This is a genomic window from Streptomyces sp. NPDC050418, from assembly GCF_044458745.1.
GTDB lineage: Bacteria > Actinomycetota > Actinomycetes > Streptomycetales > Streptomycetaceae > Streptomyces.
Window position 1 is genome coordinate 208,479 of record NZ_JBITIG010000010.1, and the last position, 15,124, is coordinate 223,602.

The 15,124-nt window shown below is 70.2% G+C and carries 10 protein-coding genes; 7 read left to right on the forward strand and 3 right to left on the reverse strand.

The features are described from left to right. The first annotated feature begins 16 nt into the window (after window positions 1–16). From ACIBI4_RS25020 to ACIBI4_RS25035, 4 genes are all read left to right on the forward strand, one after another. The gene (locus tag ACIBI4_RS25020; protein WP_399206258.1) at window positions 17–652 is read left to right on the forward strand and encodes a hypothetical protein; all 636 of its coding nucleotides are present in this window, start codon (window positions 17–19) and stop codon (window positions 650–652) included. Window positions 653–721: 69 nt separating this feature from the next. Further along, window positions 722–2,176 (forward strand): glucoamylase family protein, encoded by a 1,455-nt coding sequence (locus tag ACIBI4_RS25025; RefSeq protein WP_399206259.1) that lies wholly within the window; start codon window positions 722–724, stop codon window positions 2,174–2,176. Further along, window positions 2,173–3,591, forward strand: a complete 1,419-nt coding sequence (locus tag ACIBI4_RS25030) for a sulfatase (protein WP_399206260.1) — start codon at window positions 2,173–2,175, stop codon at window positions 3,589–3,591. The genes ACIBI4_RS25025 and ACIBI4_RS25030 overlap by 4 nt, the downstream gene beginning before the upstream one ends. Before the next feature lie 130 nt (window positions 3,592–3,721). Then, window positions 3,722–6,277, forward strand: a complete 2,556-nt coding sequence (locus ACIBI4_RS25035; protein ID WP_399206261.1) for a beta-galactosidase — start codon at window positions 3,722–3,724, stop codon at window positions 6,275–6,277. A gap of 58 nt (window positions 6,278–6,335) precedes the next feature. Here ACIBI4_RS25035 and ACIBI4_RS25040 read toward each other — a convergent pair whose 3' ends face one another. After that, window positions 6,336–7,964 (reverse strand): alpha-amylase family glycosyl hydrolase, encoded by a 1,629-nt coding sequence (locus tag ACIBI4_RS25040; RefSeq protein ID WP_399206262.1) that lies wholly within the window; start codon window positions 7,962–7,964, stop codon window positions 6,336–6,338. 201 nt (window positions 7,965–8,165) lie between these two features. Continuing rightward, window positions 8,166–8,972 carry an endonuclease/exonuclease/phosphatase family protein gene (locus ACIBI4_RS25045; protein WP_399206263.1) on the reverse strand — a complete coding sequence of 269 codons (807 nt, stop codon included), beginning with the start codon at window positions 8,970–8,972 and terminating at the stop codon, window positions 8,166–8,168. Between the two features lie 193 nt (window positions 8,973–9,165). On the opposite strand from ACIBI4_RS25045, the gene ACIBI4_RS25050 reads away from it, so the two are divergent. From ACIBI4_RS25050 to ACIBI4_RS25060, 3 genes are all read left to right on the forward strand, one after another. Continuing rightward, on the forward strand, window positions 9,166–11,331 hold the full coding sequence (locus ACIBI4_RS25050) for a glycoside hydrolase family 3 N-terminal domain-containing protein (RefSeq protein WP_399206264.1): 2,166 nt from the start codon (window positions 9,166–9,168) through the stop codon (window positions 11,329–11,331). 89 nt (window positions 11,332–11,420) lie between these two features. After that, window positions 11,421–13,241, forward strand: coding sequence for a DUF2264 domain-containing protein (locus tag ACIBI4_RS25055; RefSeq protein ID WP_399206265.1), 1,821 nt, complete (start codon window positions 11,421–11,423; stop codon window positions 13,239–13,241). Further along, window positions 13,238–14,254 (forward strand): formylglycine-generating enzyme family protein, encoded by a 1,017-nt coding sequence (locus tag ACIBI4_RS25060; protein WP_399206266.1) that lies wholly within the window; start codon window positions 13,238–13,240, stop codon window positions 14,252–14,254. Before ACIBI4_RS25055 ends, ACIBI4_RS25060 begins: the two co-directional genes overlap by 4 nt. Here the strand turns inward: ACIBI4_RS25060 and ACIBI4_RS25065 are convergent. Further along, window positions 14,167–15,069 carry a phytanoyl-CoA dioxygenase family protein gene (locus ACIBI4_RS25065; protein ID WP_399206267.1) on the reverse strand — a complete coding sequence of 301 codons (903 nt, stop codon included), beginning with the start codon at window positions 15,067–15,069 and terminating at the stop codon, window positions 14,167–14,169. The two genes, ACIBI4_RS25060 and ACIBI4_RS25065, sit on opposite strands and share 88 nt — an antisense overlap. Window positions 15,070–15,124 lie beyond the last annotated feature (55 nt).

A 15,124-nucleotide genomic window follows, 5' to 3' on the forward strand; every position in this document is an offset into this window, starting at 1 on the left:
TCTGGAAAGGCTGACCATGCCCCCGTATCGCACGGTGCTGCGCTCACGTGACGGCATCGGTCACGTGCTGCTCGACTGGGAGCCGGTGGACGGCGCGCTCGGCTATCTCGTGCACCGCGCCGACCAGTACGAGGGCCCGTACGCACCACTGCACCCGGCAGGCGTGGACCGCCCGCCGTACGCGGACACACGCGTCGAGGCGGGCCACGGCTACTGGTACCGGGTCGCGCCCCGGACCGCTCGCGGCACGCAGCCGCCGCTGCCGGACACCGTGCGCGGCTGCGCGCTCGCGCGGGGCAGCAGGCCGGCTGCCGTGCGGGTCGCCGTCGACGCCGGTGACCCGCACACGGTCCGCGTCACAGGAGACGGGGCACGTGCCCTGGTGAGGGCGACTGCCGGCGGCTGCGAGGACGCGATCGAAGTGCTCCTCGTGAACACGGCCCCGGACCGTACGGGGGCTTCGCCGGACCCTCTGCTCGAACGACAGGCGACCGTCGAGGTCCGCGGACTCGAGCCGGGCGCGCCCTATCGCGTGCACGCCGGTGACGCAGCGCGCGAACACACCCTGCGCGCCGCCGACGACGGCGTCTGCCGCACCTCTCTCGTCCTGCCCATGCCGGGCCGCCGCACCTTGCGCCTGACCCGCGTCTGACCATCCCGCCCTCCCGCACGATCCCGTCCCCCCACGAACCCTTCCTCCCACCACAGGAGTTGAACAGCCGTGAAACGACGCTCGTTCCTTGCCGCCACCGCGGGCACCTCGGCCGCCCTCGCCCTGGGCTCCCCTTCCATGGCCTCCGCGCGCGGCCTGGACACCGAGGCGCAGCTGCGCCGCTGGTTCGCCGACACGTACCGCTCCCTCGAAGCGATGGTCCCCGAGAGCGGACTGCCCGCCGACAACATCAACCTCGGCGGCGACAAGCCGGTGCTCACCGAGAACACCTCGACGACGAACATCGGCTGCTGGATGTGGTCGACCGTCGCCGCCGCGGGACTCGGCGTGATCACCGAACGCGAGATGCAGCGCCGCCTCACCCGTACGATCACGACCGTCGAGAAGCTGGAACGTTTCCACGGCTTCTGGGTGAACTGGTACAACACGTTCACCGGTGAGGTGCTGCGCGAGTGGCCCGGCAGCGGCGCCAAGGTCAACCTGCTGCTCTCGACCGTCGACAACGCCTGGCTCGACGTCGGCCTTCGGATCGCCGAGGACGCCGCCGAGCCCGCCCTCGCCGCCCGCATCCGCAAGCTGCGCGCCGGCATCGACTGGTCCTTCTTCTACAACGCCTATGACGCCGCCGACCCGGTCGCCCACCCGGGTCTCATGCACACCGGCTTCAAGGTCGAGGAGAACACGCTCACTCCGTACCACTACGGCGCCCTGGTCTCCGAGACCCGTATGGCCGGCTATCTCGCCATCACCGACGGCACCGCTCCGACCAGCCACTACTGGCACATGCTGCGCACGTTCGCCCCTGACCAGAAGCAGGAGATGCCGCCCAAGGGCGAGTGGGTCACACGCGACGGCGTGCGCTACTTCAACGGCCACTACACCTACCGCGGCCGCAACGTCGTCCCCGGCTGGGGCGGCGACATGTTCGGCCAGCTGATGCCCGAGCTGTTCGTCCCTTCCGCGAAGCTCAGCTCCTCCTGGCGCACCACACTCACCCACCATGTGCTCGGCCAGCGCGACCACGGTCTGATCGACACCGAGTACGGCTACTGGGGCTTCTCCCCGTGCAACGTCCCCGAGGGCGGCTACCAGGAGTACGGCGTGCAGTTCCTCGGCATCTCGCCCGAGGGCTACTGCTCCAACACCGACCGGACCTACGTCCCGTACGGCGAGCCGATGCCGGACCCCTCCGCGTACACGAACGGCGTCGTCACCCCGCACGCCGGCGCGATGGCGCTGATGATCCGGCCCAAGGACGCGATGGACAACCTGCGCCGTATCGCCCGTGACTTCGACTCCTACGAGGACGGCATGGGCTTCTACGACTCCGTCAACGTGAGCACGGGCAAGGTCAGCGACCGCATGCTCTCGCTCGACCAGGGCATGGCCGCTGCCGCCTTCGCGCAGGTGCTCAAGCCGGGTCTGCTGCAGCGCCCCTTCCTGCGGGGCGCGGGTGCCCGCCGCCTGAACACCACGCTCGCCAAGGAGGACTTCGGTCTGTGAGTGCGGCCCGCGACCAGCGCCCCAACCTGGTCTTCTTCATGACCGACGACCATGCCGTGCCGGCCATCGGCGCCTATGGCAGCGTCATCAACAAGACGCCCGCCGTGGACCGCCTTGCCGCCGAAGGCATGCGCTTCGACAACGCCTTCTGCACCAACTCGATCTGCTCGCCCGCCCGCGCGTCGCTCCTGACCGGGACCTACAGCCACGTCAACGGGATGACGACGCTGGAGCAGCAGGGCCAGAAGTTCGACGCCACCCAGCCATCCTTCCCCGAGATGCTCCAGGCGGACGGCTACCAGACCGCGATCGTGGGCAAGTGGCACCTGGGCCACGGTGGGAAGTCCGACCCGGTCGGCTTCGACTACTGGGAGGTCCTGCCGGAACACGGCGTCTACCACGACCCGTCCTTCGTGACGCGGGACGGCGAGAAGCAGTACACCGGCTACGTCACCGACCTCATCACCGACCTGGCCCTGAACTGGCTCGACAAGCGCGACCCCGACCGGCCGTTCGCGCTGCTCATCCAGCACAAGGCCCCGCACCGCGCGTTCGAACCCGCCGAGCGGCACCGCAACCTGTACGAGAACGTGGAGATTCCGGCCCCTGCCACCCTCCACGACGACTACAGCGACCGTGCCCACGCCGCCGCCGAAGCAGAGATGCGGATGCGCGATCTTCAGCCGCACGACCTCAAGGCGCCGGTCCCCGAGGGGTTGAGCGAGCGCGAGGAGCGCGAGTGGCGCTACCAGCGCTACATCAAGGAGTACCTCCGGGTCATCGCGGCGCTCGACGAGAACGTCGGCCGGGTGCTCCACTACCTCGACGTCACCGGGCTCGAGTCCGACACGGCTGTCGTCTACACCTCGGACCACGGGTTCTACCTGGGTGAACACGGCTGGTTCGACAAGCGGTTCATGTACGACCCGTCGCTCCGTATCCCCCTCGTCGTGCGCTGGCCGGACGTCACACCGCCCGGCAGCTCCTGCGACGAACTCGTCGTCAACGTCGACTACGCGCAGACCTTCCTCGACATGGCGGGTGTGGAAGCGCATCCACGGATGCAGGGCAGCAGCCTCAAGCCACTGCTCTCGGGCGAGCGGCCGCAGGACTGGCGGAAGGCGATGTACTACCGCTACTTCGAGCACCTCGACGTGTGCCACAACGTCCAGGCCAGCTACGGCATCCGCACCCACACGCACAAGCTGATCCACTACCCGGGCCACGGCTCGGGTCAGGTCGGCGCCAAGGACGAGACACGCACGCCCGAGTGGGAGCTGTTCGACCTGGTCGCCGACCCCGACGAGCTGCACAACCGGTACGCGGATCCGGCGTACGCGGAGCTCGTCAAGGAGCTGACCGAGCAGCTCACCGCGCTCCAACTGCACTACGGGGACAAGCCCGAGCACGTCTGAGCCACCCCGGCACCACCGCTCCCCTTCGCACCCCGGCATCACTGCACGCACCTCCCCGCCCCGGTCCGCCGCGACCGGGGCGGGTGAGCCGTATCCGGATCCCCCTCACACCTGACGTCTGGAGCCGCACATGACGCACGAGGCCACATCCATCCCGAGCGGCGCGAGCCGCAGAACCGTGCTCGCGGCCGGCAGCGCCCTGGCCGCAGCAGGCAGCGTCCTCGGCGCTGCGCAGCCCGCCACCGCCGCCGTACCCGCCACGCCCGCCGGTGCACCGGCCGGGCCCGCCGCCCGTCCCGCCGTCACCTTCCGGGACCGCCAGATCCTCATCGACGGCGAGCCGAGCGTCGTCATGGCCGGCGAGATCCACTACTTCCGCCTGAAGAAGGCCGACTGGCAGTCCCGGCTCGACCGCGCCAAGGAGGCCGGCCTCGACACCATCGCCACGTACATACCGTGGATGTGGCACGAGACCTCCGACGGCGACATCGACCTCACCGGGAAGACCCGCCCCGAGCGCGACCTGGGCGCCTTCCTCGATCTGTGCCGCGAGAACGGCTTCATGATCATCGCCCGCCCCGGCCCGTTCACGATGGGCGAGCTGGAGGGCGAGGGTGTGCCCGAGCGGGTCCGCGAGGAACACCCGGAGATCAACGCGACCGGCTGGGACGGCCGCAAGGCCACCACCCCCACGGTCGACTACCTCGCGCCCGCCTTCCTCGAAGAGACAAAGCGCTGGTACGACGCCGTGAACCCGGTGATCGCCGAACGCCTGCACACCAAGGACAAGCCCGGCGTCATCGCCTACCAGCTGTGCAACGAGATCGGCATGCTGGCCTGGGTGAGCAACGGACCCGACCTCACCGACCACCTCCTCGGCGACTTCAACTCCTGGCTGGAGAAGACCTACGGCGACAAGCTCGGTGACCGCTACCCCTTCGCGGGCAAGGCCGCCGAGAACCGCAACGCGGCGATACGCAAGCCCGAGAACGCGTACGCCGCCGCCCTGATGCATGACCTTGGCACCTTCATGCGCGGCCGGTTCGCCCGCTACACCGCCGAGTTGAAGGGGTACGCGGAGGCCGCCGGCGTGACCGGCATCCCGTTCCTGATCAACATCCACGGCACCGGCAGCAACAACGCCCTGCAGTACCCCATCGGCGTCAGCCAGCTGATGGAGACCTTCGCCGGCAAGCCGGACATCATCCCCGGATCCGACTTCTACCTCGGCAGCCTCGACGTCAAGAACGTCACCGACCTCTACCTCATCAACGCGTTCACCACGGCCGTCAGCGGCAGCGAACAGCCGCTGTCCGTCCTGGAGTTCGACGCCGGTCACGCGGACTACGGCAACGACAACGCCAACCAGACGGACGCCGAGAGCACCTGGCTCAAGACGAGCCTGTGTCTGGCCCAAGGCGTCAAGATGTTCAACTACTACCTGTTCGCCGGGGGCTTCAACCCGAAGTTCGACAAGCCCGTCGGCAACGGCAACGACCGCATCGGGCACACGGGCGAGCGGCACGGGTTCGCCGCGCCCGTCGATCCCGAGGGACGGCGGGGCGTCAGCTTCGAGCCGACGAAGGCGAGCGCGCACGCGGTGCGGGCGCTCGCGCCGCTGCTCGCGACGATGAGGCCCGAACACGACCCGGTCACCCTGGGCTTCGTCCCCGACCACTACCTCACCGAGTACCACCCGCCGGGCCGCGAGTCCGTCGACGCCGTACTCGCCGACGTGCAGAGCATCCGCGGCTTCGGCCCGCGCGCGGCCCTGTCCCGCTCGCTGCTCTTCAGCGGTTTCCGCTACGACAGCGTCGACCTGCAGGCCACGGAGCTCGACCCGGCGAAGCGGCCCCTCATCGCCTTGGCCACCGGCGAGTACCTGGGCCGTAAGGTTCAGGACCGCTTGGTCGCGTACCTGAAGGCGGGCGGCAAGCTGCTCCTGTCCGGCCTGGTCCCCGGCAAGGACATGGACGGCTCGGAGTACACCGCTCTGCGCGACGCCCTCGGTCTGCGGCCCGAGAAGGTCCTGACCGGCGCCGAGCGCTTCCGGCTCTCCGTCACCGCGCACGGCTGGGCGGACGGCATCGCCGAGATCCGCCTCGACAAGACCCAGTTGTGCACGGCCGAGCGCGGCACCACCGTCCTGCGCGAGTACACGACGAAGAAGGGCTGCGGCTTCGACATCCCCGTCGGAAAGGGCCGGGCTGTGGTGGTGACCTGCAACTACCGCGGTGACCTGGAGTTCTGGGGCAAGGCGATGGCCGCGCTCGACGCCAGGCCGGCCATCACCCACTCCGCCACCCGGCCCGCCGTCCTGCTGCTCACCAGCAAGGGCAAGCACGGCCGCGTGATGCACGCCTTCAACCTGACCTCCGGGTACGGCGAGTCCTTCACCGCGACCGAGAAGGGCAAGGCGCTCTTCGGCGGCGAGCGGCTCCACCTGGCGGGCCGCAGCTCGGCCGTCCTGCCGCTCGGCCTCGAAGCAGGCGGCATGCGGATCGCGTACGCGACAGCCGAGATCGTCGGGGCCGAGGACGGCGAGGTCACCTTCCGCACGCTCGGTGACGAGGCGGTCGTCGCGATCGACGGGCCGGCCCGAGCGGAGGGCGCGAAGGCCAGGTCCGAGGGCGGCCGGACCGTACTGCGGGTCAGGCGCCGGGAGTTCACGGTCCGCAAGGGCTGATCCGGCACACGGCGAAGGGGCCCTCCCGCGGCTGCGGGAGGGCCCCTTACGTCCGTTCTTACGCGGAGTGGCGCTCGGCGGGGTCGGTACGCGTCGGGTGGTCGAGGGTGAAGACGCCGTAGCCGAAGCCCTCGGCGCTGATGTGGCCGTCGGCGACCGTGACGCCCGCGGCTTCCAGCGGGGTGGCGACGACGCCTTCCGGTGCGGCGATCCGCGCAGCTTCGCGGCGCGGGTTCACGACGACCAGGTAGCGGCCTCCGCGGATGTAGGCCAGGGGATAGCCCTCATGCAGGATCTCCGTGCTGCCGGACGAGCCGAGTTCGGGCGTGGCCTTCCGGAGGGCGATCAGACGGCGGACGAGGTGGAGCAGGGAGCCTTCGTCGGCGCGCTGGGCGGCGACGTTCGGGCGGGACGGGTCCGGGTCGAGGGGGAGGTAGAGGTCCTCGGCGGGGGCGGTGGAGAAGCCCGCGTTGACGGTGTCGTCCCACTGCATGGGGGTGCGCGAGCCCGCACGGTCGTAGCGGGGGCCGAGGCGGCTGCCCTCGTGGGTGGGAGTGTCCGGGACGTAACGCATGCCGATCTCGTCGCCGTAATAGATCGCGGGGAGCGTCGGCCAGGTCAGCTGGAAGGCGAAGGCGGCGGGAAGTTGTTCGGCGGTGCGGGGGCCGGTGGCCAGGCGCGAGAAGTCATGGTTGGCGGTCGGGAGCGAGATGAAGCCCGCGTCACCGATGATCTCCGTCGCCTCGCGCCAGGCATCGAGGAAGACGGCCATGGTGCCCTCGCCCTTGGCGCCGAAGTACGGCTCAAGGGGCTCCCATGCCTCGTGAACGGTGCCCTCCCCGTTGTTCCAGAGGGACTTCAGCGCGGCCCCGTCATCGCGCGGGCCGAACTGGAGGAAGAAGTCGCCGTGGAAGCCGGCCGGGACGGAGACCTGCGGGTCGCCCCACTCGGAGAGCAGGGCGGCCTGCGGGTGCCGCTCGTCCAGCCAGTCGCGCAGTTCGCGCCACAGCTTGGCGGTCTCGACGTGGCCCGGATCGTCCTTGACCAGCGAGGCGGCCATGTCGACGCGGAAGCCGGACAGGCCGAGGCCCAGCCAGTGGTCCATGATGTCGCGCAGCGCCTGACGGTTGGCGCGAGGACCGTCTGCGTCGACAGGAAGACGCCAGGGCTCCGCCGGATCCATGCGCGCGTGGCCGAAGTTGAGGGCGGGCTGGGACTCGAAGAAGTTCGGCTGGTAGAAGCCGGGGCGGCTGCCGGGCGAGGCGACGAAGCCCTCCGGGGCCTCGTCGGTCGCGGCCCAGATGAAGCGCTGGTCGGACGGGTCGTTCGCGGAAGCCTTGAACCAGGGGTGCTGGTCGGAGGTGTGGCCCGCGACCAGGTCGAGGAGGACCCGGATGCCGCGGCGTCCGGCGGCCTCGGTGAGCCGGGCGAGATCCTCGTTGGTGCCGTAGCGCGGGGCGACGTTGAGGTAGTCGGCCACGTCGTAGCCCGCGTCGTCGAACGGTGAGGCGAAACACGGGTTGAACCAGACGGTGTTCACACCGAGCCACTGAAGGTGGTCGAGCTTCGCCTCGATACCGGCGAAGTCGCCGATGCCGTCACCGTCGGAATCGGCGAAGGACTGCGGATAGATCTGGTAGAGCACGGCGTCGGCGAGCCACTCGGTGGCGGGACGGCGGGTCGGCATGGGACTCCTTGAGGCGGGTGATCCAGGGGACCGGCTGCGGGACACAGGGCTGACGGCGCTACAAGGGCAGGCCGGGCCGACGGGTCCTACAGGTCCGGTGGGTCTGTCTCGTCCGGCGGGTCGGTTTCGTCCGGTGGGTCGGTCTCGTCCGGTGGGTCGGTCTCGTCCGGCGGGACGACCTCGTTCCACCGGACAGTGTGGTCAGCGGGGCAGCTCGACGACTGCCCGTACCGGAAGGTGATCACTGGGTCGGGCGGCGTTCGGCGCGGGCAGCACGACGGACGTCTCCTGTACGCGCGTGCCGCGCGAGGCAAGGATCCAGTCGATGCGCGCGCCGTCGGGGCGGAGCGGGCCGTAGTCGTGGAAGGTGCCGTACGTCCGGCCGCGGCGCTCGGCGGTGTCCCAGGTGTCCTCCAGGCCGGCCCGCGCGCGGAGCACACCGTGCACCTCCGGGTCGCCTGCCGGCGTATTGAAGTCACCGGTGATCAGGCGGGGAACGTCCACGGCCAGGACGTCCAGGCGCTCAGCGAGAAGAGCCGCCGAACGCGCCCGCACGTAAGCGCTCTCATGGTCGAGGTGTGTATTGGCGGCGAGGAGTTCGCCGCCGGTGGCAAGGTCACGCATACGGACCCAGGTGACCATGCGTGGACAGCCGCCGCCCCAGGTCTCGGAACCCGATGCGTGCGGGGTGTCCGAGAGCCAGAAGTGACCGTGGTCCAGGGATTCGAGGCGGTTCCGGTCGTAGAGGACGGCCATGTGCTCTCCTCTCTCGCCGCCTTCACGGCCCTCACCGATCAAGGCGTAGTCGGGACCGAGTCCTTCCTGGACGTCGCCGACCTGCGAGTGCAACCCCTCCTGAGTGCCCAGCAGATGGGGCCGCTCGTGACGCAGGAGGGCAACGGCCGCCTCCCTGCGCGTGCTCCACGGGTGCGGTGCCCCCTCCCAGTCGACCTGCAGGTTGAAGCTCATGATCCGTAGCGCGCTGCCGTGTCCGGCGTCTGAGCCCATGGGGCACCTCCTGGGTCCGGTCTTCGAACTCCCGTCTGCCGGCCCGGGCCGGATTGAGCGACGAGGTGGCGACGTACCCTTGATCCCTGATCTGAATGCGCTTACATTTTGCTGCGGAGACACTAACCGCCACGGTCCCCGTCCGGCAATGACCCCACCGGCCCCCTGCACCCCGGCCCCAGAAGGACGCGACATGCTTCGCACGCACGACGACAAGGTCAAGGAACTCCTCGGCCGGATGACGACCGAGGAGAAGCTCGGCCAGGTCCAGCAGTTGACATGGTCCGGAGCCACCGGTCCGGGCGGCGGCCAGACCGCCGAGATCGAGGCGGCGGCCCGCGCGGGCAAGCTCGGTTCGGTCCTCAACCTGCACGGTGCGAAGTGGACCAACGACCTCCAGCGCCTCGCGGTCGAGGAGTCCCGGCTCGGCATCCCGCTACTCTTCGGCTTCGATGTCATCCACGGCTTCTGGACGACCTTCCCGATCCCGCTCGCGCAGGCCGCGGCCTTCGACCCGGCCGTGGCCGAGGCCGACGCGCGGGTCTCCGCCGTCGAAACCCGTTCGCAGGGTGTGCGCTGGACCTTCTCGCCGATGATGGACGTCACCCATGAGCCGCGCTGGGGCCGGATCGCCGAGTCCTGTGGCGAGGACCCGTACCTCAACGCCGCACTCGCGGTGGCCAAGGTGCTCGGCTACCAGGGTCCGCCCGACGGTTCCGGCCTCGCCTCCAAGCACCATGTCGCCGCCTGCGCCAAGCACTTCGTGGCGTACGGCGGGGCCGAGGGCGGCCGCGACTACAACACCGTGGACGTATCCGAGCAGCGGCTCCGCAACCACTACCTGCCGCCGTTCAAGGCCGCGCTCGACGCCGGTGCGACCACGGTGATGGCCGCGTTCAACACCGTCGGCGGCGTACCCGCGCATGCCAACAACCACACCATGAACACCATCCTCAAAGAGGAGTGGGGCTTCGAAGGGTTCGTGGTCAGCGACTACACCGGCGTCATGGAACTTGTCGCGCACGGCTTCGCCGAGGACGCCGCGCACGCCGCCGAACTGTCCCTGAACCACGGCCTGGACATGGAGATGGTCTCCACCCACATCTTCGACCACGGCAAGGAACTGCTCGCCGCGGGCCGGATCTCCATGGACCGCCTCGACGACGCCGTCAGCCGCATCCTGCGCCTCAAGTTCGCGCTCGGTCTCTTCGACGACCCGTACACCGACATGGCACAGGAGATCACGGAGCCCACCGCCGAGGCCCGGGCGGCCGCGCGGGACGCCGCCGCCCGCTCGATGGTGCTCCTGAAGAACGACGACTTCCCGGGGAACGACGGCGCCGTGCTGCCGATCAGCCCCGCCACCGCTTCGATCGCGGTCGTCGGGCCGCACGCCGACTCCGTCGACCAGCACGGGACCTGGGCCGGTCCCGGCCGGCTCCACTTCGAGTCGGTCAGCATCCTGGCCGCTGTCCGCGAAGCGGCACCGGACGCCGACATCCTTCACTCGGGCTCCGATCCGGCCATGGCGGCGGCCGCCGCAAATGCCGCCGACCTCACCGTCGTCGTGGTCGGCGAGGACTCGGCGATCAGCGGTGAGGCCGCCGCCCGCAGCGACATCGACCTGCCCGCGGGACAGCAGCAGCTGATCGAGGCCGTCGCCGCGACCGGCAAGCCCTTCGTGGTCGTGCTGGTCAACGGCCGCCCGCTCACCATCGGCAGCTGGGTCGACCGCGCGCCCGCGATCCTCGAGGCCTGGCACGCGGGCATCGAGGCCGGCCACGCCGTGGCGGATGTGCTCTTCGGCAAGGTCAACCCCGGCGGCAAACTGCCGGTCTCCTTCCCGAGGAACGTCGGTCAGATCCCCATCTACTACAACCACGAGTCCACGGGCCGGCCGTACGACCAGGTCGAGAAGTACGTGTCGAAGTACCTGGACCTGCCCGACGGCCCGCAGTTCGCCTTCGGCCACGGGCTCAGCTACACCACGTTCGCAACCGGCGCGCCGGAGCTGAGCCACGAGGAGATCCCGGTGGACGCACTGGAGCGCGGCGAGAGCGTCGAGGTCACGGTGAGCCTCGCCAACACCGGTTCGCTGGCCGGCGACGAGGTGGTCCAGGTGTATGTCCACGACGTCGCGGCGAGCGTCGCGCAGCCGGTGCGGAAGCTGCGCGGCTTCGAGCGGGTGGCGCTGGAGCCGGGCGAGGAGTGCCTCGTACGCTTCCGTCTCGGCGCCGAGGACCTGGGCTTCTGGACCAACGACCCGTCCGGTACCTACCTGGTCGAGCGCGGCCGTATCGACGTGTACGCCGGCACCAGCAGCCAGGCGCAGTCCCGCGCGAGCCTGCGCCTGGTCTGAACACGAGGGCCGCCCGCCACCGTTGCGGATGGACGGCACCTCTCCCGTACGACCTGGCCGGAACCCGCCCCCGTTCCCGGAGTGACCCCATGTGGCAACTGCCGCCCGAGGACCGCACGACGAGTCCGCACACCGGCTGGACCCGCGCCCACTGGGAGGCCGTCGCCGACGGTCTGCTCACGGCAGTGCGCGGGTACGCCTCGCCCGGTGGCGCGCTGATCTCCCTTCCGGGGCGGGCCAGTTCGTCGGGCCCGCGCTCGGACGGTCTCGAGGGCTACGCCCGTACGTTCTTGATGGCCGCGTTCCGTGTCGCCGGTGCCGGCGGCGCCGATCCGCACGGGATGCTGCCGCATTACGCGGACGGCCTCGCCGCGGGCACCCGTACTCCGGGACGGGACGACGCCGAGTCCTGGCCGCGTCCCTCGGAGTGCGGCCAGGCCTGGGTGGAGGCGGCGTCGGTCGCGCTCGGCCTGCGTCTGACCCGACCGTGGCTCTGGGACCACCTGGCCGAGGACGTACAGACGCGCGCCGCCGACTGGCTGTCGGAGGTGCTCGGCACTCCCCCGGTCAACAACAACTGGTGGCTCTTCCCGCTCACCGTCGGCGGCTTCCTCGCCGAGGCCGGCCACCACGAAAAGGCATCCCGCGCCGCGATCCGGCGCGGTCTGGCGCACATCGAGCAGTGGTACGTGGGAGGCGGCTGGTACACCGACGGCCCGGAGCGGTCCTTCGACCACTACAACGGCTGGGCGATGCACCTCTACCCGGTGCTGCACGCACGGCTGAGCGGCGACGAGGAACTGCTCGCACGGTACGGAGGCCGGCTGCACGAGTTTCTGGCGGACTACTCCCGCCTGTTCGGCGCGGACGGCTCGCCCCTCGCCATCGGGCGCTCGCTGACCTACCGTTTCGCGACCACGTCCGCGCTCTGGGCGGGCGCCCTGACCGGGCACACCCCGCTCGCCACCGGCGCCACCCGGCGGATCTCCTCGGGCGCGCTGCGCTACTTCACCGACCGGGGAGCAGTCGCCGACGGGCTGCTCTCCCTGGGCTGGCACGGCCCGTACCCGGCGGTCCTGCAGGAGTACTCGGGGCCCGCGTCACCGTACTGGGCCGCCAAGGCGTTCATCGGTCTGCTCCTGCCGGCGGACCACCCCGAGTGGACGGCCGTCGAGCGCCCCGCTCCCGTCGAGGCCGAGGACTCGGTCACCGCACTGTCCGCACCCGGCTGGCTGGTGCAGTCGACGGCGGCCGACGGTGTCGTGCGGGTGCACAACCACGGCAGCGACGGGCAGATCGTCCGCCCCGAGTGCGATGACCCGCTGTACGCCCGGCTCGCGTACTCCACCCACAGCGGACCCACCGAGCCGGATGCCGCACCGGACAATCACTTCGGCCTCGTCGAGGACGGGGGCATCACACGGCGCGGCCGGATCACACCGCTCGGCTCGGGGGACGGCTGGGCGGCCTCGGTCCAGCGGGCTCCTGCAGGCAGCGCGCGCATCGCCTCGATGACCCTTGCACGGGGGGCGGCGGAGGTGCGCATCCACCGCGTCGAGGGTGCCGTTCCCGGCACCCGTGTGCGCGCGTCCGGCTGGGCCGTCGACGGCGACCGTGCGGTCTCCGCCCTGCACCCTGTGCACGGCTTCGAGGGCCCCGCGGCCTCTGTCCCCGTCGGCCGCACGGCCTACGCGGAGGCAACCCGCATGCCCGTCGCCGAAGGCACGGTCGGCGACGGCCTGTTCGTGTACTGCGCCTCCCTGTCGGAACCGGGGCACGGTACGGCCCCAGCCCTCCCCGATGTGCAGGTGAACGGCCCGGCGGTGCACATCACCTGGCCCGGCGGAGAGGTACAGATCGCGCACCTGACCACCGTCGCCGCCACCGTTTCTCCTGCGAGAGGAATATGAGCGCCATCGAACCCGAGGACCGGCCTGCTTGCTGCGCACCGCAGCGCGATCCCGGAGGCGGGATCGCCACCGACGCAGTCGTCGTATCCGCACCGCTCCTGGGCCTGTCCACCCGCGCTGCGACGCCCGCTGACAAGGGGCCGCACAGGGGCTGGTGTGCGCTGGAGGGCGGCACGTTTCTGATGGGCTGCGCAGACGGCCCGTACGCGGCGGACGGCGAAGGGCCGGTGCGTGACGTCACCGTCAGCCCGTTCACGATCAGCGCCACTGCGGTCAGCAATGCGGAGTTCGCCGCCTTCGTGGACGCCACCGGCCACACGACGGACGCCGAACGGTTCGGCTGGTCCTTCGTCTTCGCCGGCTTCCTGCCCCGCGACTTCCCGCCGACGCGGGCGGCGGTGGGAACCCCGTGGTGGCGGCAGGTACATGGCGCACACTGGCGCCGGCCGGAAGGCCCTGGCTCGGATCTGGACAGCCGCGGCCACCGCTCCGGCCGGTGGGACCACCCTGTGGTGCATGTCTCGCACGCCGATGCCCTCGCCTACTGCCGCTGGGCCGGCGCGCGGCTGCCGACGGAGGCCGAGTGGGAGTACGCGTCCCGTGGCGGCCTGACCGCGATGCCGTATCCCTGGGGCCAGGAGCGCGACCCGGGCGGCGGCTACCGGATGAACATCTGGCGCGGCACCTTCCCGGGCCGCAACACCGCGGCCGACGGCTATGCCGGCACTTGCCCGGTCGACGCATTCGAGCCCAACGCCTACGGACTGTTCAACACCACCGGGAACGTATGGGAGTGGTGTGCCGACTGGTTCAGCCCGGACTCCCACAAGCAGGGCCCGCGCATCGACCCGACCGGCCCGGAGTTCGGACAGGCCCGCGTGCTCAAGGGCGGCTCACACATGTGCCACGAGTCGTACTGCCTGCGCTACCGCACCTCGGCCCGCATGGGAAACACCCCGGACAGCTCCAGCGGCAACACCGGCTTTCGCGTGGTGCTCCGACTGCCGTCGTAGAGCACAGGATTGAGCGGGGTGTCCGGGACCTGACCGATCTCGGCGCCAGGCATCCAGTTGCGGTCGGCGAGCTGGTGGTCATTGGTGGGTTCGCCGACCCGGATGTCCGCGTCCATGTAGATGACAGTCATCACGCGTCGTGGCACCGTCCCCCGGTTCGGACCCGCGTGATGGAAGGTCCACCCCCGGTGGAAACTGGCGTCTCCCAGGGCGAAGGGCTCGACCACGTCGTCGAAGTGCTGCTCCGCCACTGCACGTTGCAGTTGCTCCTCCGATTCGTCCGAGATCGGCAGGTCGCGGCCGTACGCGAAATTGTGGCTGCCCCGGGCGAAGGCCAGCGGGCCCATCTCCAGCGGGGTCTCCTGCAGGGGAAGCCAGATCGTCAGGCAGCGGTCGCTCGCCAGCGGCCAGTAGTACTGGTCGGCGTGCCAGGGCGTGATGCCGCCGGAGGGCTCCTTGTAGAGCGCCTGGTCGTGGTAGATCCGGACGGCGTGCACCCCGAGCAGATCTGCGGCGATCTTCGCCAGCCGCCGCGAGAACACCAGTTGCCTGACCTGCTCGTTCTGCTGCCACAGATTCGTGACCTGCAGAAATGCCTTTCCGTACGTATCCCGTTCGGCGAGCGGAAGGTGCTGGGTATTCAGCCGGATCACCTCGGAGGTGATCGTCGGCTCGTACTCCGCGATCGTCTCCGGCGACAGCACCCGGGACAGATGGATGAAACCGTCGCGGTGGAAGTCGGCGGTCGCGGTCTCGGGCAGGCCCTCATAGGGGAGATCCAACTCGCAGGCGCGGGAATCGGCGATCGCGGTCATGCTTGCCTTCTCCTTGGTCTGGATGCTTACGGATTGCCATCAGCAACAGTCGCGC

Coding starts and splice junctions, on each gene's coding strand:
- ACIBI4_RS25035 (WP_399206261.1), top strand. CDS start 3,722: ATGACGCACGAGGCCACATCCATCCCGAGCGGCGCGAGCCGCAGAACC.
- ACIBI4_RS25055 (WP_399206265.1), top strand. CDS start 11,421: ATGTGGCAACTGCCGCCCGAGGACCGCACGACGAGTCCGCACACCGGC.
- ACIBI4_RS25040 (WP_399206262.1), bottom strand. CDS start 7,964: ATGCCGACCCGCCGTCCCGCCACCGAGTGGCTCGCCGACGCCGTGCTC.
- ACIBI4_RS25050 (WP_399206264.1), top strand. CDS start 9,166: ATGCTTCGCACGCACGACGACAAGGTCAAGGAACTCCTCGGCCGGATG.
- ACIBI4_RS25045 (WP_399206263.1), bottom strand. CDS start 8,972: ATGGGCTCAGACGCCGGACACGGCAGCGCGCTACGGATCATGAGCTTC.
- ACIBI4_RS25065 (WP_399206267.1), bottom strand. CDS start 15,069: ATGACCGCGATCGCCGATTCCCGCGCCTGCGAGTTGGATCTCCCCTAT.
- ACIBI4_RS25020 (WP_399206258.1), top strand. CDS start 17: ATGCCCCCGTATCGCACGGTGCTGCGCTCACGTGACGGCATCGGTCAC.
- ACIBI4_RS25060 (WP_399206266.1), top strand. CDS start 13,238: ATGAGCGCCATCGAACCCGAGGACCGGCCTGCTTGCTGCGCACCGCAG.